The 22,848-nt window shown below is 45.8% G+C and carries 20 protein-coding genes; 5 read left to right on the top strand and 15 right to left on the bottom strand.

Annotated elements, in window-relative coordinates; translation table 11 throughout:
• Nucleotides 1–12 precede the first annotated feature (12 nt).
• The 14 genes from yxdM to iolA form a co-directional block, all read right to left on the bottom strand.
• On the bottom strand, nt 13–1,881 hold the full coding sequence (yxdM, locus tag ACQVGT_RS00790; RefSeq protein ID WP_015385107.1) for an ABC transporter permease YxdM: 1,869 nt from the start codon (nt 1,879–1,881) through the stop codon (nt 13–15).
• Complete coding sequence (yxdL, locus tag ACQVGT_RS00785) at nt 1,856–2,629, bottom strand: ABC transporter ATP-binding protein YxdL (RefSeq protein WP_014115765.1); 774 nt, start codon at nt 2,627–2,629, stop codon at nt 1,856–1,858. Before yxdL ends, yxdM begins: the two co-directional genes overlap by 26 nt.
• 143 nt (nt 2,630–2,772) lie before the next feature.
• Nucleotides 2,773–3,750 carry a two-component system sensor histidine kinase YxdK gene (gene yxdK / locus ACQVGT_RS00780; protein WP_015385109.1) on the bottom strand — a complete coding sequence of 326 codons (978 nt, stop codon included), beginning with the start codon at nt 3,748–3,750 and terminating at the stop codon, nt 2,773–2,775.
• Nucleotides 3,747–4,436 carry a two-component system response regulator YxdJ gene (yxdJ, locus tag ACQVGT_RS00775; protein ID WP_015483924.1) on the bottom strand — a complete coding sequence of 230 codons (690 nt, stop codon included), beginning with the start codon at nt 4,434–4,436 and terminating at the stop codon, nt 3,747–3,749. Before yxdJ ends, yxdK begins: the two co-directional genes overlap by 4 nt.
• A 107-nt stretch (nt 4,437–4,543) precedes the next feature.
• On the bottom strand, nt 4,544–5,416 hold the full coding sequence (gene iolJ / locus ACQVGT_RS00770) for a 6-phospho-5-dehydro-2-deoxy-D-gluconate aldolase (RefSeq protein ID WP_015483925.1): 873 nt from the start codon (nt 5,414–5,416) through the stop codon (nt 4,544–4,546).
• A gap of 20 nt (nt 5,417–5,436) precedes the next feature.
• Nucleotides 5,437–6,273 (bottom strand): 2-keto-myo-inositol isomerase, encoded by an 837-nt coding sequence (gene iolI / locus ACQVGT_RS00765; RefSeq protein WP_015483926.1) that lies wholly within the window; start codon nt 6,271–6,273, stop codon nt 5,437–5,439.
• A gap of 85 nt (nt 6,274–6,358) precedes the next feature.
• Nucleotides 6,359–7,228 (bottom strand): sugar phosphate isomerase/epimerase family protein, encoded by an 870-nt coding sequence (locus ACQVGT_RS00760; RefSeq protein ID WP_014478480.1) that lies wholly within the window; start codon nt 7,226–7,228, stop codon nt 6,359–6,361.
• A gap of 19 nt (nt 7,229–7,247) precedes the next feature.
• Nucleotides 7,248–8,282, bottom strand: a complete 1,035-nt coding sequence (gene iolG / locus ACQVGT_RS00755) for a bifunctional inositol 2-dehydrogenase/D-chiro-inositol 1-dehydrogenase (protein WP_003244482.1) — start codon at nt 8,280–8,282, stop codon at nt 7,248–7,250.
• Between the two features lie 22 nt (nt 8,283–8,304).
• Nucleotides 8,305–9,621, bottom strand: coding sequence for a myo-inositol transporter IolF (iolF, locus tag ACQVGT_RS00750; RefSeq protein WP_015385114.1), 1,317 nt, complete (start codon nt 9,619–9,621; stop codon nt 8,305–8,307).
• A 14-nt stretch (nt 9,622–9,635) separates the two neighbouring features.
• The gene (iolE, locus tag ACQVGT_RS00745) at nt 9,636–10,529 is read right to left on the bottom strand and encodes a myo-inosose-2 dehydratase (RefSeq protein WP_015385115.1); all 894 of its coding nucleotides are present in this window, start codon (nt 10,527–10,529) and stop codon (nt 9,636–9,638) included.
• Nucleotides 10,530–10,545: 16 nt separating this feature from the next.
• Entirely contained in the window at nt 10,546–12,459 is a 1,914-nt protein-coding gene (gene iolD, locus ACQVGT_RS00740) for a 3D-(3,5/4)-trihydroxycyclohexane-1,2-dione acylhydrolase (decyclizing) (RefSeq protein ID WP_015385116.1), read from the bottom strand.
• A 32-nt stretch (nt 12,460–12,491) separates the two neighbouring features.
• Nucleotides 12,492–13,469 carry a 5-dehydro-2-deoxygluconokinase gene (iolC, locus tag ACQVGT_RS00735; protein ID WP_029726145.1) on the bottom strand — a complete coding sequence of 326 codons (978 nt, stop codon included), beginning with the start codon at nt 13,467–13,469 and terminating at the stop codon, nt 12,492–12,494.
• A 23-nt stretch (nt 13,470–13,492) separates the two neighbouring features.
• Complete coding sequence (gene iolB, locus ACQVGT_RS00730; protein ID WP_014478486.1) at nt 13,493–14,308, bottom strand: 5-deoxy-glucuronate isomerase; 816 nt, start codon at nt 14,306–14,308, stop codon at nt 13,493–13,495.
• A 74-nt stretch (nt 14,309–14,382) separates the two neighbouring features.
• Nucleotides 14,383–15,846, bottom strand: coding sequence for a methylmalonate-semialdehyde dehydrogenase (gene iolA / locus ACQVGT_RS00725; protein ID WP_015385119.1), 1,464 nt, complete (start codon nt 15,844–15,846; stop codon nt 14,383–14,385).
• 416 nt (nt 15,847–16,262) lie between these two features.
• Here iolA and iolR point away from each other — a divergent pair, with 416 nt between their 5' ends.
• The 5 genes from iolR (at nt 16,263) to ACQVGT_RS00700 (ending at nt 20,851) form a co-directional block, all read left to right on the top strand.
• A complete protein-coding gene (gene iolR / locus ACQVGT_RS00720) occupies nt 16,263–17,018 on the top strand; it encodes a myo-inositol utilization transcriptional regulator IolR (protein WP_003227050.1) in 756 nt (251 codons plus the stop codon).
• Between the two features lie 53 nt (nt 17,019–17,071).
• Nucleotides 17,072–18,004, top strand: a complete 933-nt coding sequence (locus ACQVGT_RS00715) for an aldo/keto reductase (protein WP_003227049.1) — start codon at nt 17,072–17,074, stop codon at nt 18,002–18,004.
• Between the two features lie 261 nt (nt 18,005–18,265).
• On the top strand, nt 18,266–18,916 hold the full coding sequence (locus tag ACQVGT_RS00710; RefSeq protein WP_015483931.1) for a hypothetical protein: 651 nt from the start codon (nt 18,266–18,268) through the stop codon (nt 18,914–18,916).
• A gap of 3 nt (nt 18,917–18,919) precedes the next feature.
• Entirely contained in the window at nt 18,920–19,228 is a 309-nt protein-coding gene (locus tag ACQVGT_RS00705; protein WP_003227046.1) for a YxcD family protein, read from the top strand.
• A gap of 237 nt (nt 19,229–19,465) precedes the next feature.
• On the top strand, nt 19,466–20,851 hold the full coding sequence (locus ACQVGT_RS00700; RefSeq protein WP_015385124.1) for a sugar porter family MFS transporter: 1,386 nt from the start codon (nt 19,466–19,468) through the stop codon (nt 20,849–20,851).
• Nucleotides 20,852–20,892: 41 nt separating this feature from the next.
• Here the strand turns inward: ACQVGT_RS00700 and htpG are convergent, their stop codons facing one another.
• A complete protein-coding gene (htpG, locus tag ACQVGT_RS00695; RefSeq protein WP_015483932.1) occupies nt 20,893–22,773 on the bottom strand; it encodes a molecular chaperone HtpG in 1,881 nt (626 codons plus the stop codon).
• Nucleotides 22,774–22,848: the final 75 nt, after the last annotated feature.

Here is a 22,848-nt window from a genome sequence, read left to right as displayed (position 1 = left end):
TTTGCACTCCCCTTACTTGTTCATTTTTTTCAAATAGCTTGACCGCACCGCGAGGAAGAATAGAAGCTGAAAAATGAAAAACCCTCCGATGGTGAGACTGAGCGGCCCCGCGACATCAGAATAGCCTTCCACAGCCAATGTTCTCAAGGCAAACAGTGTATGCATGACGGCAATGACAAATGGAAAGAAGAAAAGAATCGCCAATTGTATTGTCACGCTTTGTGCCATTTCACGCTCACTCAGGCCGATTTTGGCCAGTGAACGGTAGCGCTCCCGGTCTTCATCTAAATCAGTGAACAGCCTGAAATATAAGAAACTTGCTGCCGCGACAAAGAATACAATTGCGATAAACAGGCCGATAAATAAACTCAGGCTCGGCAGCTGCACCGTATCATAGTAAGTCCCGGCTTTTGAAGCAAAGTCAGAATGCACGTCGATATAATTGCCGTAAATCTCATTTTGCAAGGATTGGCTGATCTCAAGACTGTCTTTCCAATGATCATAGCTGTAGCCGTATAATGACGCCTGATCACCGAGTGATTTCAGCTGATCAAAGGTCTGATCATTCACCGCGATGATGGCATTCAATGAGATCAGCGGTTTTTTGACTTCTTTTACCGACAGTTTTTGATCAGACAGCTCCCCTTTTTGGTTCAGCAGCTTCAGCTGATCCGGCGCTTCGTTTTTGAAATTGCGGTCATACGTTCCCGGGAAATAGACAGCCTCGTCTTCTTTCAGGCCGTTCACTTTGACATGGAAGTATTTTGCCGCATCCGATTCACTGATCATGTAAACAGGGGGAACAGTTTCTCCTTCCTGATAGCGAACATAGGAAACATCTATTTTGTCTTTCTTATACGTAAAGCCGTGTGTTTTCAGTTCATGGTCAATATCTTTCAAATGAGTCTGTTCTTTTGGATTATTGCTGTAAGATAAATACTCCATTTCATAAGCGGACTCTTCCGCTCCGACGGTCGATTTGTACATTGCGAGCACGCCTGTCGCAGTAAACGCAACCGCGGAAATAATGCTGACAATAAAGAACAGGCGGGCGTTGTCTTTTAGACGATAGACAAGGTCAGAAACCCAAATGACATTTTTCCCGCGCAAATAAAAGGTTTTCCACTTCTTCAGCGCGCGCAGAATCCATATGCTGCTTTGGCTGAAAAAGAAATATGTTCCGATGACGGTGAGCAGTAAAATGATAAACGGTTCGGCCCCGTGGACATTGCCTTTCAGAACCATGCCGTACCCGCCGCACAGACAGGCGATGCCGAATAAGGACAGAAGCACGGACGGCTTAGGCTCCGGCTTAACCTTGCCAGTGCCCTTTATTAATTTGATAACCGTATTTGATCTGACAAAAAGGATCGTAAACTGCGATAAAAAGAAAAATAAGAGCAGAAATCCGCAGGCCGTAATACCGAGCGCTTTCCAAGGCATATACAAAGGCAGCGCGTCCATTTCTAAAATATAAGCGCCGACCGTAAAGAACGTCTTTGAAAAAATGAATCCTCCGATAATGCCGGCTGCAATTGACATGACGCCGATGATCATATTTTCCGCCGTAATGAGCTTTCTCAGCTGACCCGGCGTGATGCCCTGCATGAGCAGAATGCCGAATTCTTTATTTCTCGATTTCAAAAATGCGTTAACCGAATACAGAACAAATAAGAAAGAAAAAACAAAGATCATCCATTCCGCAGCGGTTAAGCCTTTTTTGGCGATGTTATTCAGGTAGCCTTCCTTTAATGCCGGATGAAATAGGAACATCGCAAAGGTAAAGAAAATCAAAACGGAAAAGGCGCTGCTTAAAAAGAATGCAAGATAGGCCCTTTTGTTTCTCGTGACGTTTTTATAAGCGAACTGAAGAAAGGTCATTTGCGTTTCCCCCCAGCATAGACAGCACATCGAGAATTTGTTCATAAAATACTTGGCGGTTTTCCCCGCGGTAAATCTCATTAAACAGTTCGCCGTCTTTTATAAAGATGACGCGGCGGCAGTAGCTTGCCGCAACAGGATCGTGGGTCACCATCAAAGCCGTGACATGATCATCCTGATTCAGGCTCTGCATCGTTTCCATGACGTCTTTTGACGCTTTGGAATCAAGGTTGCCCGTCGGTTCATCGGCCAGGATGAGTGACGGCTTATGAATGACCGCTCTTGCGATGGCGGCACGCTGGCGCTGTCCTCCGGATACTTCAAACGTCCGTTTGTTGAGCAGGTTTTCGATTCCGAGCTTTGCCGCGATGCCTTGCAGTTTTTCTTCCATTACAGACGGTGCTTCTTTTTCAAGCGTTAACGGCAGCATGATATTTTCACCGATTGTCAGCGTGTCCAGAAGGTTGAAATCCTGAAACACAAATCCGAGCTGCTTGCGGCGGAAATGAGCGAGCTTTGTCCGCTTCAGGCGATGCGGGTTTTCTCCGTGAATCAGGATATCGCCTGAATCCGGACGGTCGATCGTTGAAATGATATTCAAAAGCGTTGTTTTTCCGGACCCGGACGGCCCCATCACCGCCGTGAACTCGCCTTCTTCTATTGAAAATGAAATTTGCTTTAAGGCTTGATAGGACACTTGTCCTTTATAGGTTTTATTTATATGTTTGACTTCAAGCATATTCGCCATGAAAATCCTCCTTATGGTTTTATTCTTGTTGATCTGGGCTGCTTTCATGTAGTGCCGGGACGTTCAACATAAAAATCCCCTTGACATAAATCCATGTTATCAAGGGGAAACAAAGCGGGCTATGTTGTTTTCTTAACGCAGCCTTACATTTTTGTAAGAAATGAAAATCGAACTGATGTCCCTTCACCGGGAGACGAGCTGATGTCTACCGTATGATTGAGCTTATCTGTAATTTCTTTGACGAGATGGAGGCCGATTCCCGTAGATTCTTGGAAACGCCGCCCGTTTTCCCCGGTGTAATAAGGGTCAAACACCCGCTTGATGTCTTGCGAGGGAATCCCGACACCGTAATCTTTGACTTCAAGCACCGTCCTGTCTTCATCGCGGAAGACATTCAGCTCAAGTCTGTCACTCTTGCCCGCTGAATACTTGACCGCATTTGTGACCACTTGGCCGATCGCAAATTTGAGCCATTTGGCATCGGTGTAAATCTGATGATCATCGCAAACGTTCATTTTCGGATAAACGCGATATTGAATAAAAAATCGTTTATAGCTTTGAATGACTGATTGGAGAAGCTCGGACAGGGAAACCGCTTCGATTTTAAAATCCCGTTCAAACAGGTCGAGCCTTGAAGAATAAAGAAGCGTCTCCAGCCCGAATTCAATCTGCCGGACTTCTTTTTTGATTTGTTCAAAAACGGGCTCATCCTCTTCTTGAATGATTAAATTAATGACCGACAGCGGCGTCTTTACTTGGTGCACCCATTGATTCATATACGTCACCCGCGCGTCAAGCTTGGCTTCGGTCTCATGGAGCTTCTGGTGCTGCAGCCGGATCAGCTCCATCTGCTTTTCATACAGCTCTGAACAGAACACTGAAGAACCGAGATACGGGATATCCGTCCCTTCCTGCCCCGAGCTGAGCCAATGATACACGCCGCGATCTTTGTACCAGCGATAGGCAAGATAGCCCGCCAAAATAAGAAGCTGCACGCCCAATATGTAAAACAAGTGAGAAAAAGAATGAAGACCCGCAAACCAGTAATAAAAGAAGACAAACAGCCCTTGAAGGAGAAAAAGCAGAATCAGCACTGCATGAGACCGGAGAAACAGCTTCATGACTGCGCCCTCAGCTGGTAGCCTTCGCCCCGCACCGCTTCAATAGAAACAGGCGCATTCAGCTCCCGCAGTTTTTTTCTGAGCCGCGTGATATACACGTTAAGTGTATTATCATCGATGAATATGTCGGTGTCCCACGTCTTTTCCATGAGACGGTCCCGACTCGTCACCTTTTCTCCCCGCTCAAGCAGCACTTCCAAGAGCTTGCTTTCTTTTTTAGAAAGCTCGCTTTTTTCATCCTGAAAACGCAGTTCAAACCGTTCCACAAAGAGCTGGACGCCGGCATATTCAACCACTTTCTCTCCCTGCTTTGCGGCGTACTCCCCGTACGCCCTCCGGATCTGGCTTTTGATTTTCGCCAGCACAATATCATAAGAAAACGGTTTTTCGATATAATCGTCTCCCCCATTTTCAATCGCCATTACCTGATCCATTTCCCCGCTTCTGGCAGAAATAAAGATGATTGGGCTTGTGGAGTGCTGGCGGATCTGCCGGCACCAATAATATCCGTCATATGCCGGCAAATTGATATCAAGCAGCACCACATCGGGCTTCTCCCGCAAAAAGACATCAAGAACAGTTGTAAAATCCGCGGCGACCACTGTTTGATATCCGTATTTTTCAAGGTAATTCTGCAATAGTCCGCGAATGTCTTCACTGTCTTCCACAATCATGATTTTATTCAAACTGAACCACTCCCGTTTCTTACACTGCTGCCATCATCATAATCGTTTTGGGCGTATGGACGCAACACCGCACAAAAAAACCGCCATCTCGGCGGTTTCTGGTCTCTTTAGCCGACCTGCTGCTTAGCTGCTTTACCGGCTGATCCGAACTCTCTCATTTTGCTTCGCACTGTCTCTTCCACAGCTTCAATGCCGGGTGTCAAATAGCCGCGCGGTTCGTACAGATCGCTGTTTTCTTGAAACATGCGGCGTGTTTCGTCTGTCCACGCTACCATACATTCCGTATTGATATTGATCTTCGCGTGGCCGAGCGTGATGGCTTTTTTGATCTGATCCTGCGGAATCCCGGATGCCCCGTGAAGAACGAGGGGAATATCAGTCATGCGGGAGATAGTCTCCATTTCCTTAAATCCGAGATTCGGCTCACCCTGATATTTGCCGTGTACAGAGCCGAGGGCGGCGGCCAGCGCGTCGATATTGGTTTCTTTAACGATCCGCTCACATTCCGTGATATCGGCATAGCGGACCCCGCCGACCAGTCCGTCTTCCATTCCGCCGACCGTGCCGACTTCGGCTTCTACTGACACGCCGTGTTTTGCGGCATAATCGGTGACTTCTTTTGTCATCGCGATATTCTCGTCAATCGGCTGATGGGAGCCGTCAATCATCACTGAGCTGAATCCGGCATCAATGGCCTGTCTGCAGCGTTCCGCACTGCTGCCGTGATCGAGATGAAGCACGACCGGAACGGTAATCGCCATGTCCTCCATTAACGCGCCTACCATGGCGGCAATCGTTTTAAATCCGCCTAAATAGTCGACTAGGCGATCGGAAGCCGCGGCGATGACCGGTGATTGCTCCTTTTGCGCCGCCTGCAAAATCGCCTTCGTCCATTGCAGGCCGTTGATATTAAACTGGCCAATTGCATATTGCTCCCGCTTTGCATCTTCAAGAAGCTCTTTCATCGATACAAAAGCCATGTCCACCCCTCCTTTACCCATTACATGCTGAAGTATTTTGATACAACATCAACCGTTGTTTTTTTCGCTGTTTGAATGGCTTCCTCAGCAGTCAGCTTATAGTATTCAGGCCGGAAGAGCTCAACCGAAACAACATCAGAGAAGCCGATTTCCTTCAGTGCTGATAAGTGGGCATCTAAGTCAATTGCCCCTTGTCCCGGCCATACACGATCCTCATCTGTTAAAAAGCCGATTGGGAAATCTTCTGTATCATCAATATGATAGATGAAGATTTTCTTTCCGTCCGCCTGCTTCAAGCTCTCAATATTTGAACCCATTGCATGGAAGTGAAAACTATCAAGGACAAGCCCGACATTGTCACGGTTAACTGTGTTTACGATCTCATACGCCTGTTCAAACGTATTGACCGTACATTGCGGATGGCCGACAAATTCAAGCGCGATTTTTACGCCGTACGGCTCCGCGATATCTGACAGCTCAGTCAGCACGTCTACACTGCTCTTTTTGATCTCTTCTTTTACAATCTTCTGCTCTGTCACAAGCGGAACGGCCACCACATATTTCACACCGAGGGTTTTGCATGTTTCCATCATGCCTTTAAATTCAGTGATGATCTCGTTGTGGCCCTTTTCATCACGGTTGTTGAAGAAAACAAGCGCGTTTAAAGCAAGCGGTTTGATGTGATGGGTTTGAAAATACTCCGCAAGATCTGCCAATGAATGATCTTTTAAGTACTCGGGCAGCTTATCCATTGTGCGGATTTCAATATAATCATAGCCGTGCTTTTCGCATAGTTCTAAATCCTGTTTAAGGTTTGAGTTTTCCAATGTTGTCGCTTCATTAAAACAAAGTTTCATGCCAGACTCCCCCATCTGCGTTTTAGATATGAAGGGAGTTCGGCAGGAAGGCTGTCGCCATATCCCGCCGAACTCCATGCTCAGCTTATGCCAGACCTAATTCTTCTTTCATTTTCTTAAGCATAAATCGGCTTGATTCATCCGCTCTTTCATCGACCCAAGCAAATACGGCATTCGTCGCAATTCCGTCGAACTTCATCTCTCTCAGTTTTCTGAAAATCGTATCAAAGTCAACCTCGCCTTGGCCAATGTCCAAATGCTGGTGAACCGTTACTTTCGCGTCAGGCGGATTGACGATGTAGCGAAGGCCATGAGCCGCTTTATGATTATAGGTATCTGCAAATAAAACATGTGTGAGGCGGTCGCCGGCTTCGTCAAACATGGTCTCAATGTCGCCTTTGCCGTCATCATAGAAGAACGTATGCGCAGTCGAGTAGACAAGATTGATCCAATCCTTGTCAAGCGCGCGGATCATATCCATCGCACCTTTGTGCGTTTCGATAAAATCGTATGGGTGGGCTTGAAGATTGAGTTTCATGCCTTCTTTTTCAAAGACTGGCAGAAGCTCATCCATGGATTTGATAAATTTTTCTTCACTTGTTAAAGGATCATATTTTGAACCGCTGAATTCGCTGTTCATCAAATCCACTTCAAGTTCAACCGCAATTTCGATTGCCCTTTTCCAGTTGCGTACTGCTGCCTGGCGGCGGTCTTCATCAGGACCCGCCCAGTGGTAAAGAGGAAGAAGCGATGAAAGCTTAACACCTGTATCCCTTAAGAGCCGCTTTAATTGTTTGATCTTTGCTGAATCGACTTTCGGATATTTATAAAATGGGCAAAAATCCTCGCGCGGAGACAATTCGATATATTCATAGCCGAGCTCTGCCGTTTTATAGACCATTTCCTCTAAAGTTAAATCATCACGATACATGGATGGATCCAATGCTAACTTCATATTTTCACTCCTCTGTTTTTTAGTTTTGAACTGTTGTAAAAGATTGATAGAATTCCGGTTTTTCCTTCAATTCAACCTTTTCTTTTTGTCCAGATTCCTGGGCTTTTACACACGCGTCAGTCGTGACAGCAGCAATATAGCCGTCCCATGCCGTCGGTCCGCTGACCTCGCCTTTCTTTTGAATCGAATCAATAAAGTCTTGGATTTCCACATCGTACGCAGCAACAAAGCGTCTCTGCCAATCCATCAGAATATCTGTGCTGAATCTGCCTTCTTTTCTCAAGCTGATGCTTGATGGTTCTGGAAGCTTGATGATGCCGTCTTCTCCGACGATTTCACATTGAATGTCATAGCCGTATTTACAGTTCACATAGATTTCAGCATTGATGACGATACCGCCTTTTGTTTCAATCACGACGATTTGCGGATCTTTTAAATGCGGCAGCGCGTTTTTCGATTTTTTCGGGTAGATGACTTGAACGGACTCGTAGTCATCGTTGACGAGCCAGTGCAGTACATCAATTTCATGAACGAGCGTGTCGACTACGGCCATATCGGTTGTGTAGTTATCTCCTACAGTCGGGTTGCGGTGCGCGCAGTGAATCATAAGCGGTTCGCCAATCACATGGTTATCGAGTGCTTCCTTCAGCTGTACGTAACCGCTGTCATAACGGCGCATAAAGCCGACTTGAACAAGGCGTTTGCCCACTTTGATTTCTTCTTCGACGATGCGCATGCATCCTTCAGCCGTTGTCGCGAGCGGTTTTTCACAGAACACATATTTCTGGGCTTTAATCGCTTTCAGCACGCTTGACTCATGCGCAGGCCCCCAGCTTGTCACTAAGACAGCGTCTACATTTTCGTCTGCAAGCAAGCTGTCATCATTCGGATAAACCGTCGCGTTTAATTGGTATTGCTCAACGACCTTTTGTGCAGCTTCTTGATTAACATCCGTTACAGCTACAATTTCTGCGCCGGACAGCTTGTTCGTGATGCGGTTAATATGTTCTTTTCCGATTGCTCCAGTTCCAATTACGCCAATACGTAAACTCATTGACAGCCACTCCTTCTGTTGGTTACATGATTTTGCTTTCTGTTCCTTGCTTTACTTGGCTCTGAGGAGATCCGTAGAGTTCCTCTTGAATTTGTTCAAGCGACTTGCCAGACGTATTCGGCGCAAAGAGCAGCCCGATGATCATACTGGCCGTCACACATCCGAGAAGAATTGCAGCCATCGTTCCAATGCCGAAATTGGTGATAATCATTGGGACAAACAGACTCCAAATCCCTATTGAAATACGGACAAGGAAAAACATCAGTCCTTGTGCGGAAGCACGATATTGCGTAGGAAAGATTTCACTGGCCCATAACTGATAGTTCGCTTGCTGCCCTGCTCCGTTATTGATGCCGATCACGACAATAAACAGGAGCAGAATCGGCAGGCCTTCAACTGGCAGCAGAAACAGTGTCCACCCGATCACCGCCATGAAAGCGGCGATTCCAAATACGGTTTTTCTATATTTGTCGGCAAAGGGCATGAAGATCAAGGCGACCCCCAATCCTGTGAAGATAAACAGTCCCATTTGCAATAGGTTGGCCATGTTGGCAGATACACCGCCGACCTGCTGATAAATGTATGGCATAAAGAAGCCCATGACCCCGGCGGCTAAGTTCCAAACCAAGTACACACCCATCAAAAACAATATGCTTTTTAGATACATAGGCTTGAGCAAATCAAAATACGATGTCTTATTCCATACAGCCGGCTTCTCTGCCTGAGCATCCTCCGGCTGATTTTTTGTCTGCCAGGCGTCTGATTCCGGAAGCCTGATTCTCAGGATGTACGTAATCAGCGCAATCACAAGCAGATGGGCAAATACGATTTTATTCCCCAAGAGTCCCAAGTCACCGGCCAGTACGGAGAGGAGCAGTACAACGACAGCGCCCGCGGCCCAAGCGACTTGTGCTACGCCGCAATGTCTGGCCCGATTCTTCTTTGGCGCATTTTCCGCAATAATGGTCCATGACGCGGTTATGTCAGCTCCTACTGATAAACCGATAATGATGTAACCGCTTAACAACATGGGGAAATTAACCCCGAACAAAACCAAACAAATCCCTAGTGCATAAACCAGCATACTATTGGTATAAACAGCCTTCCGTCCGACTTTATCAGCCAGAAACCCGCCAAGCAGCGCGCCGACAGCGGCAGAAATCGCATTTGCGCTCAGCGCGCCGAGCAGCCCGATTTGCGTATCGGATAGCTTAAGGTAACTGACCCATAATGATAAACCGGCGGAGCCTGCCACAATTGAACCGGCATCAATATAGTTGGCCAATGCTGCGGCGATTGTCCGTTTATTGAAGGCTGAATCTCCATTGGTATTGCCCATATGTCCAGTCCCCATTAAGCCAGATCCAACAACTGCTGATCAATATAGTTTCTCGCAATCAATGCATACTCCAGCGGGTTTGCAACATCGGGGTCCTGTTCAGCTTCAATGACAATCCATCCGGAATAACTGTGCTTCAACAGCAGCTGATATACTTCTCTAAAGTCAATGCAGCCGTCACCGGGAACCGTAAACATGCCTTTTAAAAATGATTGCCGGAACGATTGTCCTTCGAGTCTGCATTGTTCCATGACATTCAGGCGGGCATCCTTAAAGTGCACATGCTTAATGCGGCCGATATGCTTCTCAAGCATCCCCATGTAATCGCCGTCAGAAATATACGCATGGCCTGTATCATAGAGGAGGTGTACATGCGCAGGGTCAGTTCCTGCCATCAGGCGGTCCACTTCTTCCGCTGTTTGGACACCAGTGCCGAGATGATGATGATAGACAAGCTTCAAGCCATGCTGAGCGGCAATTTCGCCAAGGTGATTCAGCCCTTCGCAAAGCCGCTCCCATTCATCATCCGTAAAGTGCGGCTTCTCTGTGAACACGTTTTTCTCCAAGCTTTGCACGCTGTACGTTTGTTCAGAGACAACTGCGACATCCGCGTTTACTTGCTGCAAATACTCACAATGCAGGGTAAATGCCTTTGCCGCTCCACCAAGTCCGTCACGCAAAATAAAACTGCTGAACCATTTTCCTGCAATGCGTAAGTTCCGAAGCTTCAGCTCTTTGTTCAGGATGGCAGGTTCGGGGAAAAAGCCCCCGACCTCCGTGCCTTGAAAACGTGCGACAACGATATCACTTAACAAATGCTGAAGTGTATTTCCCGCTCCAATTTCAGGCATGTCATCATTCCGCCACCCAATGGGAGCGATTCCCCACAGGATTTCATTTTTGCCCATCTATGGTGCCTCCCCTCTAATACTGCTTCGCAGATTCCAGCTTTTTCTCTTTTGCTTTGTATGCTTTCTGAACGCTTTCTTGTTCAGATACCTCTGCCACCCCGACATGCCACCAGCTGTCATAGCCGTCCGTCATTGTTTTAGGCAGCACCTTCATTTCAATTAATGTTGATACATCCTGTTTCTTCGCATCCTCTAACGCCGCTTTTAATTCTTCTACTGTGTTTGCGCGATAGGTTTTCGCGCCGTATCCCTCAGCGACTTTCGCGTAATCGACATTCAGGATTTGGTTGTCATCTGTGCGGAACTCGCAATAGTAGCTGCCGCTGCCGTGATCCATTTGCAGGTTGTTGATACATCCGAATCCTGAGTTGTCAAAGAGCAGCACATTGATTTTCTTGTTGTACTGAATCGCCGTGATCAGTTCAGAATGAAGCATCAGGAAGCTGCCGTCTCCGACGATTGAATACACTTCTCTGTCAGGGTGGGCCAGTTTAAGACCGAGTGTCCCGGACACTTCATAGCCCATGCAAGAATACCCATACTCCAGGTGATACGTATTTGGAACATTAGAATGCCACAGACGCTGCAAATCTCCTGGGAGTGAGCCTGCTGAACAGATGATGACGCTGTCTTCAGGAATCGTCTCGTTGATTGTCAGCAATGCCGTTGTTTGCGGAAGCTCCGTATTCAACGCGTCAGCATATTCATTCAGGACCTCTTGAGAAAAGTGATGTTTGATTTCCGGATCAAATGCTTCCCGCTTAAACGTCACTTTGCTGAGACGCTCGCGTTCAGCTAGCCATTCGTCCTTCAGCACCCGGATCGTTGTGCCGAACTCGCTCTCATAGCCTTCAAGCAAGCCGTGCAGTTTGCCAAGCGTCACTTTCGCATCCGCTACCACTTGGAATGCATCAAGTTTATACGCCTGCATTCGGTTGACGTTAATGTTCAAAAACTTCGCTTTATCAAAATCAAAAGCGGTCTTAGAGGATGTCGCAAAATCTGTATACCTTGTGCCGATGCCGATAATCAAATCAGCTTGGCGGGCCGCTTTGTTTGCCGCAAGTGTACCTGTGATGCCCATTCCGCCAAGGTTGTTCGCAAAATCTGCCTCAACAGTAGACTTTCCTGCCTGCGTTTCAACTAACGGAATGTTATAGGCTTTAGAAATAGCAACCAATTCATCGCGCGCACCGGAATATTTTGCGCCTCCTCCGACGAGAATCACAGGTTTTTTGCTGGATTTAATCAGCTCCGCCGCACCTTGAAGCTCGCGCTCGCTCGGCTGCATGCGATCAATATAGTGAACCCGTTTGACGAAGAAACTTTCATCAAAATCGTATGCTTCCCCTTCAACATCCTGAGAAATACAAATCGTTGCCGGACCTGCTTTTGCCGGATCAGTCATGACTTCAAACGCGCGCAGCAAACTGCTCATCAGCTGCTCAGGGCGCGTAATGCGGTCCCAGTATCTCGATACAGGTTTCAATGCATCGTTTGTCGTAATCGCCGCACTGTATTCTTGCTCCATTTGCTGCAGTACAGGGTCTGGCTGTCTTGTCGCAAATGTGTCTGCCGGAATCAAGAGAACTGGGATATTGTTTGCCAATGCAGTGCCGGCTGCCGCCACCAAGTTAGCCGCTCCCGGTCCGACCGATGTAGACACCGCATATATTTTTCTTCTCAGCATTTGCTTGCTGTACGCCATGGCCGCATGCGCCATTCCTTGTTCATTTTTCCCTTGATAGACTTTCAAATGGCCTGCATCTTGCTCAAGCGCTTGCCCGATCCCTAATACGTTTCCATGACCGAAAATTGTGAAAATCCCTTCGACAAAAGGCTCTTCCTTTCCATCAACATGGATGTACTGCTGGTTTAAGAATTTAATCAGCGCCTGTGCTGTTGTTAAGCGAATTTTCTTACCCACAAACGATCCCACCTTTACTCGATCTTTTTCAATTATGACTGTGCTTCAATAAGCTGTACGATTTCTTCTGCAGTCGGCATTGCTTCTGACGAACTGTGCTTGCTCACCACAATAGAAGCTGAAGCACTGCCGTATTTCAATGCCGTTTCGATGTCTTTTCCGCTGACAAGGCCATAGATAAAGGCTGACGCATAGGAGTCACCAGCTCCAAAAGTTTTCAGCACTTTTGTCTTGTACGCTTGGGCGCGGAATACCTCGCCGGATTTGCTGTATGCGTAAGAGCCTTCGACGCCGTGTTTGATGACAACGAGGTCGGCTGAATGGCCAAATAAATGATTGACGGATTCTTCATTGCTTCCGCCTGTGCGGTTTTCCATCACATCAAATTCATCGCGTGTGCCGATGACGATATCAGACTGCTCGGCAACCAAAGAATAATAAACGGCTGTTTCATCTGATGACTGCCACGTATACGGGCGGTAATCCAGTTCGAACACCACTTTAACCTGATGCTTCTTCGCGTATTGAACAGCTTTTAATACCGCTTCCCGTGACGGGCTTTTGGCGAGCGCTGTCCCGGAAACAAGCAGCATTTTCGCATTTGCGATATAGTCCTCGCTTACCTCTGAAGGCTCAAGATAAAGATCCGCCACATCATCGCGATACATTAAAATGCTGCATTCTTCAGGGCTGAGGATTTCTGTAAATGCAAGGCCTGCTTTGTGTCCATCTTGATCAACAACCATCTGTGTTGTATCAACGCCGGTCTTTCTCATATAGGACTCTATGAATCTTCCATGCTGGTCATCAGGAATTTTGCCGATGAAGCCCGCTTTTAAGCCAAGCTTCGCGCTGCCGATCGCGATATTCGCAGGTGAACCGCCAACGTATTTGGAAAATGTCATCGTCTCTTCCATTGGGCGGTTGTATTCGACTGCGTTCAGGTCAATACATGCCCGGCCGATGGCAACAATATCAAAAGCCTTCTCTTCATTGAATGTATACTTCATCGTAAACAGCCACTCCTCACTTGTTAGCGTTCTAAAATCCACTCATGCGCCGGGTCGTTATGAAACTTCCATTTTCGCGTCGGCCCTGCCATGACATTTAAATAGTAGGATGTGTATCCGTCCGGAACGCCTACCGGGTGGTATCCCGCAGGAACGATGACAACGTTTTCATTTTCCACAGTCATTGTCTCGTCAATAGAACGGTCATCTGTGTATACGCGCTGAAACACAAAACCCTGTCCCGGGTCTAACTCATGGTAGTACGTTTCTTCTAAGAAAGATTCTTCCGGCAAGTTGTCTTGATCATGTTTGTGAGGCGGGTAGCTGGACCAGTTGCCGCTGTCTGTATAGACTTCAACTACTAATAGACTGTTAGCTGAAGGGTCTGAATCCGGAAGAATGTTATGAACAGTACGTTTGTTTGAAAATTGCCCGCGATGCTCAATTCCGTTGTCTTCCGCTTTGATCAGCTTTGTCGGAAGCTGCTTTTCCGATGGAGAATAGCAAAGCGCCACTCTTGCGTCGCTGACCGCTGTGATCTCAAATGCACGGTCATTTGACATATAGACGCTGTCTGTCGGTTTTCGTTCAAATACGCTTTCACGCGTGCCGATATTCTCAAAAGTCGACTCATGATCTGTCACTGTAATTTTTCCCGTTACCGCCACAATACAGATTTCTTGTTTTTTCAATTCTTCTGTATAGCTTGAACCTGATGCAAGATCTAACACTTTAAACTCTACATAAGTGAGATCAGAGTTGGATGTCGTTACTTCGTGCACGAGTTTGACCCCATTAGACACTTCATGCGACTGCGGCTTACGCAACAAATAACTCATAGTGAAGCCCTCCTCTTTCTATTGGCAGAATGAGTCCGAACAGCGCACATGGACGCCGTTCGGCTGTTCGTCGTTTAGTTGAAATCAGGTGCTGGATATCTTGCCGTTACCACTTTTTTACGTGTATAGAAGTCGACGCTGTCTTTTCCGTTCGCATGCAGCGTTCCAAAGAATGAAGATTTCCAGCCTGAGAATGGGAAGAACGCCATTGGAGCCGGCACGCCAAGGTTGATGCCTAGCATTCCCGCATCAATGTTTTCACGGAAGTAGCGGATTGCGTTTGAGTTGGATGTGAACAAGCAGGCGCCGTTCGCAAACTCAGACTTATTGGCGATTTCAATCGCTTCTTTCAGGTGTTTCACACGGATGACAGACAAAACCGGAGCGAAAATTTCATCTTTCCAGATCGTCATCTCTGTTGTGACATTGTCAAAGATCGTCGGACCGACAAAGTAGCCGTCGTCAGACACATTTTCACGTCCGTCACATACGAGTCTGGCACCTTCTTCAAGACCTTTTTCGATATAGCTGAGCGTGCGCTTCTTGTTATCTTCGCGAATCACCGGTCCTAAGAACACGCCGTCATCAAGGCCGTTACCGATTTTAATATCCGCCACTTTTTCCTGCAGCTTCGCCATAAAATCATCAGCGATTCCTTCTTCAACCGTCACAACCGCACAAGCCATGCAGCGTTCACCGGCAGAACCGAAGGCAGCTCCGACGATGTTTGTGACCGTGTCTTCAAGATTCGCATCGTTTAAGACAATCGTATGGTTTTTCGCGCCAGTCAGAGATTGAACGCGTTTTAAGTTTTCGCTTCCTTTTTTGTAGACGTATTCGCCTACTGGCTTGGACCCTACAAATGAAATCGCTTTAATTTCGGGATGCTCGAGGATGCCGTTTACAACGTCATGCGCACCGTATACGACGTTGAATACCCCTTTCGGAAGGCCCGCTTTTTCAAAAAGCTCAACCAATTTCTCTGTTAACAGCGGAGTCCGCTCAGATGGCTTTAAAATAAATGTGTTGCCGAGCGCGATTGCCATCGGGAACATCCAGCAAGGAACCATCATCGGGAAGTTGAATGGCGCGATTCCGCCGACAACTCCGATTGGGTAACGGTAGTTCGCCGCTTCAACGTCCGTTGCGATGGAAGCAAGCGAGTCACCCATCATCAGGGAAGGTGCTCCAGCGGCGAACTCTACGTTTTCAATCCCGCGTCCCACTTCACCTAAAGCTTCTTTTGTGTTTTTTCCGTTTTCAATGGTAATCAGATGAGCCAGTTCTTCTTTATGCTGAGACAGCAGCTGCTGGAAGTTAAATAGAATTCTGGCACGGCGCGGAACCGCCACCTTTGACCATGTTTTAAATGCTTCAGCAGCCGTTTGCGCTGCGTAATCAATATCCTCTTTTGTAGAAATCGGCACTTGGCATAGTACTTCTTTCGTCGCCGGATTGACGACATCTTCATATTGATCTGTTTTGCTTTCAACCCATTCACCGTTGATGTAGTTTTTTAATTTTCTGATTTCTGCCATTCTTATTGCCTCCTTCATTAGTAAACACATACACTTGTATGGATGGTTCCGGATAGATTCATATCAATATCCACTTTTCAGCAAGCCAATAATTAAACGCTTTCAAAAAAACCAAAAAAATAAATGGCGGATGTAGATTTACATACAAGCAACCATCTCATGCACAACAGGTTACTTTTTGGTCATTTCTTGGTTATATTCTAATCGCATAATACCCATAAGTCAATCATAAACACTACATTTTTTCATTATTTTTATTATATTAATCTTTTAATCAAGTAAGAGAGGTAAGAGAAGGCCGTCGAATCTTGCAAAAGATATACACCGATGTTATCATTTTTTAAGCAACTATTGATTAACTTTTGGTTTTTATTATATATTTATGTTACGTAAAGATTCAAGAAGGAGTTTTTTATATGAAACTGATGCGGATTCAGGAAATGGAGGAGTACATTTTATCGCATGGCACTGTTTCCTTAGATGAGCTGTGCCAGGTGTTCAATGTCTCCAAAAACACAGTCAGACGTGATATCAACAAGCTAACAGAAAAGGGTGCGATTGAAAAAGTATACGGCGGCGTAACATCTATTGAAAAAACCGCATTAGTTCCTTTTGAAAATCGCACCATTCAGCACCAGGATGAAAAAACAAAAATCGCCCATTATGCTTCCCGATTTATTGAAGATCACGATTTGGTCTTCATTGATTCAGGAACGACGACAAAGTCTATTCTTGATACGCTTGATCCAGCCAAAAATGTCACCATCTTAACCAACAGTTTAGACATTATCAATGCGGCGTCAGCTTTGAAGAATATCAACTTAATCATTATCGGAAACAACTATAAGAGAAAAACCCGCTCCTTTGTCGGCATGGACGACCCGGCTATGCTTGATAAGTACAATATCAACAAAGCCTTTATGTCCGCTACCGGAACGACGCTGACACACGGATTGACCAACTCGGATCTGCTGGAGTATGAAATTAAAAAGAGGATTTCAGAAAAAGCAAAAGAAGTGTATCTATTGGCTGACCATTCTAAATTCGGAAAATCAACGCTTCTGACGTATGCACCGTTTGACAGGCTGCATTGCATTGTAACCTCTCAGCCATTAGACGACGAGTACACGCAGTACTGCAATGAGCATCAAATCGGCATTCATCTGGCCTAACGTTTACAATAGTGTTGAGAGTCTATCATCCATTTTATTCTAGGAGGCAGATCATGAAAAAAGCGAAGCTCGGAAAATCAGACTTGCAGGTATTCCCTATCGGATTAGGAACAAATGCTGTCGGAGGACATAACCTCTACCCGAACCTAAATGAAGAAACCGGAAAAGAATTGGTGCGCGAGGCGATCCGTAATGGCGTGACAATGTTAGACACCGCTTACATTTACGGGATCGGCCGTTCCGAAGAATTAATTGGTGAAGTGCTGCGTGAATTCAACCGTGAAGATGTTGTCATCGCGACAAAAGCCGCTCACAGAAAACAAGGCAATGATTTTGTCTTTGATAATTCACCAGAATTTCTTAAAAAATCAGTTGATGAAAGCCTGAAGCGCTTGAATACCGATTATATCGATTTGTTCTACATTCACTTCCCTGACGAACATACGCCTAAGGATGAAGCCGTTAACGCGCTGAATGAGATGAAGAAAGCCGGAAAAATCCGCTCCATCGGTGTATCCAACTTCTCTTTAGAGCAATTGAAAGAAGCAAACAAAGACGGTTTGGTAGATGTATTGCAAGGCGAATACAACCTGTTAAACCGTGAAGCAGAAAAAACATTCTTCCCGTATACGAAGGAGCATAATATTTCATTTATCCCTTACTTCCCGCTCGTATCAGGTTTATTGGCAGGAAAGTATACAGAAGATACAACGTTCCCAGAAGGCGACCTGCGAAACGAACAGGAACACTTCAAGGGTGAGCGTTTCAAAGAAAATATCAGAAAGGTCAACAAGCTTGCGCCGATTGCCGAAAAACACAACGTGGATATCCCTCACATCGTATTGGCCTGGTATTTAGCAAGACCGGAAATTGATATTTTAATTCCGGGAGCAAAACGTGCCGATCAGCTGATTGATAACATCAAAACAGCCGACGTGACGCTTTCTCAAGAGGATATTTCATTTATTGATAAGCTGTTCGCATAAGAAGAAAACAGCCTTCTCCATTGGAGAAGGCTGTTTTTTTGTGCGATAAATTCCTAAACAACTGATTTTGAAGCAAAACCTTACAAAATGAGCCATAAATCCGATAAAATAAAGGTAGTTTATCTCAGAAAGAAAGTGATTGAGAAAGCAAAAGTATGAAACGTTCATATCATCTAGCTCATATGAAATAAAGCTGAACCAGCTTCTTTTATTTGCTGGTCAGAATAGCGGACCGTTTCGATGGTCTATGGAGGAAACAGAATGAAACTTAAATATGTGAAAGCCTTAGTTGCAGTAACCGTTGCTTTAGGTGTACTGCTGCCATCAACGATTTCTCATGCAAAGAGCTTTAGCGGCCGCTCATCATCTAGTTACAGCAGCCGAAGTTCAGGCTCGTCATACAGCGGAAGCTATAAATCAAGCCCGAAATCAAGCTACAGCTCAGGATCAAGCTCTTCTAGCCAAAAATCCAAGACGCCTGACGATTCATCATCATCGATTTCGCTTAAAAAGAAGCCTTCGGAAAAGGCAAGCTCATCAGGCTCTAAAAAATCGTCAGGCACCTTTTCCGGCGCTACATCAAAAGTAACCGGAAAGACTTACAGCGGAAAAACCTCTAAAGCTTATGTTGGCGGACGTTATGTTTCAGTCAATCATTACTATCACGCAGGTTTCGCGCCATCAGGATGGTTTGGATATTATAGCGGATTTACAATGGGTATGTTCATGATCAGCATGATGCACCCATGGGGTTACACCTATCATCCAGTCGGAGGCCCAGGCTATGTTTCTTATGGCGCTTCACCCATTGCCTGGATCGTTGATATCATCGCTTTGATCATTATTTTAATCATTGTCATCGCATTGATTCGCGCATTTAAAGCACCGAAGACGTACAGAAGGAGATTTTAGGCAATGAGATTAATATTAAATGAGCAAGAAATTGTAGACGGAATTTGCGTGTATATTTCCAATGAAGAAGATATCTACCCTGAAGACGTTGAAGTAAAAGAACTATCGTACAACAAGCGTACAGGGTTCTTCGCTGAAGCCACATTTGGCCTGCACCACAAGCAGCTTATGTCAGATGACATTTCAGAAGGCATTATTCAGTTCTTAGAGGAATACCACAACTTCAATCCGGACGTTACCGTCGTTGAATTGCAATTTGATAAGAAAAAAGGCTTCTCCGCCTTGGTTTTCGTCAACGAAGCAGAAGAATAAAAATGTCTTAATCAAACCTTACTCCACGCGGGTAAGGTTTTTTATAATGGTTTCTCTGAGCATAAAGTTATTTCGTTTTTCCTAAACTCAGCGGATCTGTGATCATCTCTTTTGGCTTTAATGTTTCCGTTTGTTCAAAACAAATGTTTCAAATGAGATAGGAAATGGGTACTAATCTATTAACTTTGTTACTCATTTTAGATACTCATTGGCTCAACAACTGAGGAGGAGACATTTGTGAAGAAAGACACAAGGAAATATATGATCTACTTTTTCGGCGCTTTAGGGGGACTGCTATATGGTTACGATACAGGCGTTATCTCAGGAGCACTCCTGTTTATCAATAACGATATTCCTTTAACGACATTGACAGAAGGATTGGTTGTCAGCATGCTGCTCCTTGGCGCGATTTTCGGTTCTGCCTTGAGCGGCACATGCTCAGACCGCTGGGGCAGGAGAAAGGTTGTATTTGTCCTTTCCATCATTTTTATTATCGGTGCGCTCGCTTGCGCATTTTCGCAAACAATCGGCATGCTGATTGCATCAAGGGTGATACTCGGGTTGGCCGTCGGCGGTTCAACGGCACTTGTGCCCGTGTACCTTTCTGAAATGGCACCGACGAAAATTCGCGGGACACTCGGCACAATGAACAACTTAATGATTGTCACCGGGATTTTGCTCGCCTATATCGTTAACTACCTGTTCACACCGTTTGAAGCGTGGCGCTGGATGGTCGGTCTGGCCGCAGTGCCTGCCGTGCTTCTATTAATCGGCATCGCGTTCATGCCGGAATCGCCAAGATGGCTCGTGAAGCGCGGCCGTGAAGAAGAAGCGAGACGCATCATGAACATCACTCATGACCCCAAAGACATCGAAATGGAATTGGCAGAGATGAAGCAAGGGGAAGCGGAGAAAAAAGAAACGACACTCAGCGTGCTGAAAGCCAAATGGATTCGCCCCATGCTTCTGATTGGCGTCGGCCTTGCCATTTTCCAGCAGGCGGTCGGCATTAACACGGTCATCTACTACGCGCCAACCATTTTTACGAAGGCCGGTCTTGGCACATCAGCTTCGGCGCTCGGCACAATGGGGATCGGCATCCTCAACGTCATCATGTGTATCACTGCCATGATCTTAATTGACCGTGTCGGCCGCAAAAAACTTCTGATCTGGGGAAGTGTCGGCATCACACTGAGCCTTGCTGCTTTATCAGGCGTGCTCCTAACGCTCGGACTTTCCGCATCAACAGCGTGGATGACAGTAGTCTTTCTAGGTGTCTATATCGTCTTTTACCAGGCGACATGGGGTCCGGTAGTGTGGGTGCTCATGCCTGAGCTCTTCCCGTCCAAAGCACGCGGAGCTGCGACAGGGTTCACGACTTTGGTGTTATCGGCGGCTAACCTGATCGTGTCGCTTGTCTTCCCGCTGATGCTAAGCGCGATGGGCATCGCATGGGTCTTTATGGTTTTCTCAGTCATTTGTCTTCTCTCATTTTTCTTCGCGTTCTACATGGTACCGGAAACCAAAGGGAAAAGCTTGGAGGAAATTGAAGCAAGCCTGAAAAAACGGTTTAAAAAGAAGAAAAGCACCCAAAACCAAGTGCTGAATGAGCGTACTTTATAAAAAAAGGAATCGTCTCCTTATGGGACGATTCCTTTTTCTGTTTACACCATGACCTTGCAAATATTGTTCGTAAATTCCACAGGGTCCTGAATCGGCAGGCCTTCGATGAGAAGCGCCTGATTGTACAGAAGGTTTGTGTACAGGCTCAGCTTCTCTTTATCTTGTTCAAACGCGTCCTGCAGCGTTTGGAATACTTCGTGATTTGGGTTGATTTCCAGCACTTTTTCCGCCTTCACATTTTGGCTGTCAGGCATCGCGTTTAAGATTTTTTCCATCTCAATTGTCACTTCGCCGTCAGCAGCAAGGCAGACTGGATGTGATTTAAGCCGTTTTGAGATTCTGACGTTTTTCACTTTGTCTGACAGAATGTTTTTCATTTCCTCAAACAGATCCTTATACTTGCTTTCCTCTTCCTCGGACTGCTTTTGGTCCTCATCCGTGTCTATGCCAAGGTCTCCGCTTGATACGGACTTGAATTCTTTTTCCTGATAAGAAGCCAGCATTTTAATTGCAAACTCATCGATGTCCTCAGTAAAGTAGAGGATTTCATAGCCTTTGTCCGCCACCATTTCCGTTTGCGGCAGTTTCTCAATGCGGTCGTAAGAATCACCGGTCGCATAATAAATGAATTTCTGCTCCTCTGGCATTCTGGAAACATACTCGTCTAAGCTGACCAGTTTTTTCTCTTTTGAAGAGTAGAATAATAGGAGATCCTTCAATTGATCCTTATTCGCGCCAAAATCATTATACACGCCGAATTTCAGCTGTCTGCCGAACGACTTGTAGAACGTCTCGTATTTCTCCCGGTCTTTTTTCAACAGGCTTTGCAGCTCGCTTTTGATTTTCTTGCTGATGTTTTTCGCGATCAGCTTCAGCTGGCGGTCATGCTGCAGCATTTCTCTGGAAATATTCAGCGACAGATCCTCAGAATCGACCATGCCCTTCACAAAGCTGAAGTGGTCCGGTAGCAAATCAGCGCACTTATTCATAATCAGCACGCCATTGGAATACAGCTCCAAGCCTTTCTCATATTCCTTGGAATAGTAGTCAAACGGCATGTTTTCAGGGACGAATAGAATCGCGTTGTAGCGAACGGCTCCATCCACACTGATATGAACGTGTGTGAGCGGTTTATCAAACCCGTAATGCTTTTCAGCATAGAATGTTTCATAATCCTCATCTGTCAGCTCGCTTTTGTTTTTTCTCCAGATCGGCACCATGCTGTTGACCGTCTGCTCTTCCTGCACCTCTTCAAATTCATTTTCGCTGCCTTCCTTCGGCTTATTAATGGTTGTATCCATTTTGATCGGGTAGCGAATGAAGTCGGAGTATTTCTTGATAATCGCTTTTAAACGATATTCCTCTAAAAACTCGTCATAGCTGTCATCTTCTGTGTTCTCTTTGATTTTCAGGATAATGTCTGTACCGACAGAATCCTTTTCACACGGTTCAATCGTATAGCCGTCTGCACCCGCAGACTCCCATTTATAAGCCTCTTCGCTGCCAAGCGCTTTACTGATGACTGTCACGACATCGGCAACCATAAATGCCGCGTAAAAACCGACACCGAACTGCCCGATAATGTCATGTCCGTCTTTCAGCTCGTTTTCCTTTTTAAACGCGAGGGAACCGCTTTTTGCAATTGTTCCAAGATGCTGTTCAAGCTCATCCTTTGTCATTCCGATCCCCGTATCAGAGATGGTTAATGTTCTTGCATCTTTGTCAGCTGCGACCTTTATGTAGTAACTGTCTTTATCAAACGTAAGCGCATCGTCCGTAAGCGCTTTGTAATAGATTTTGTCAATCGCATCACTCGAATTGGAGATTAACTCGCGCAGGAAAATTTCTTTTTGGGTATAAATGGAGTTAATCATCATATCCAGCAAGCGTTTAGACTCTGCTTTAAACTCTTTTTTCGCCACTCTTGATCGCTCCTTTACCATTATGTAAACCCTTTTCAGCATCTATTTATCACATAAGATGACAATTGTCAATTA

This window comes from Bacillus sp. SCT118 (genome assembly GCF_058566435.1).
The sequence above is the reverse complement of the archived record's forward strand: the minus strand, read 5'-3'. Positions and strand labels throughout refer to the sequence as shown.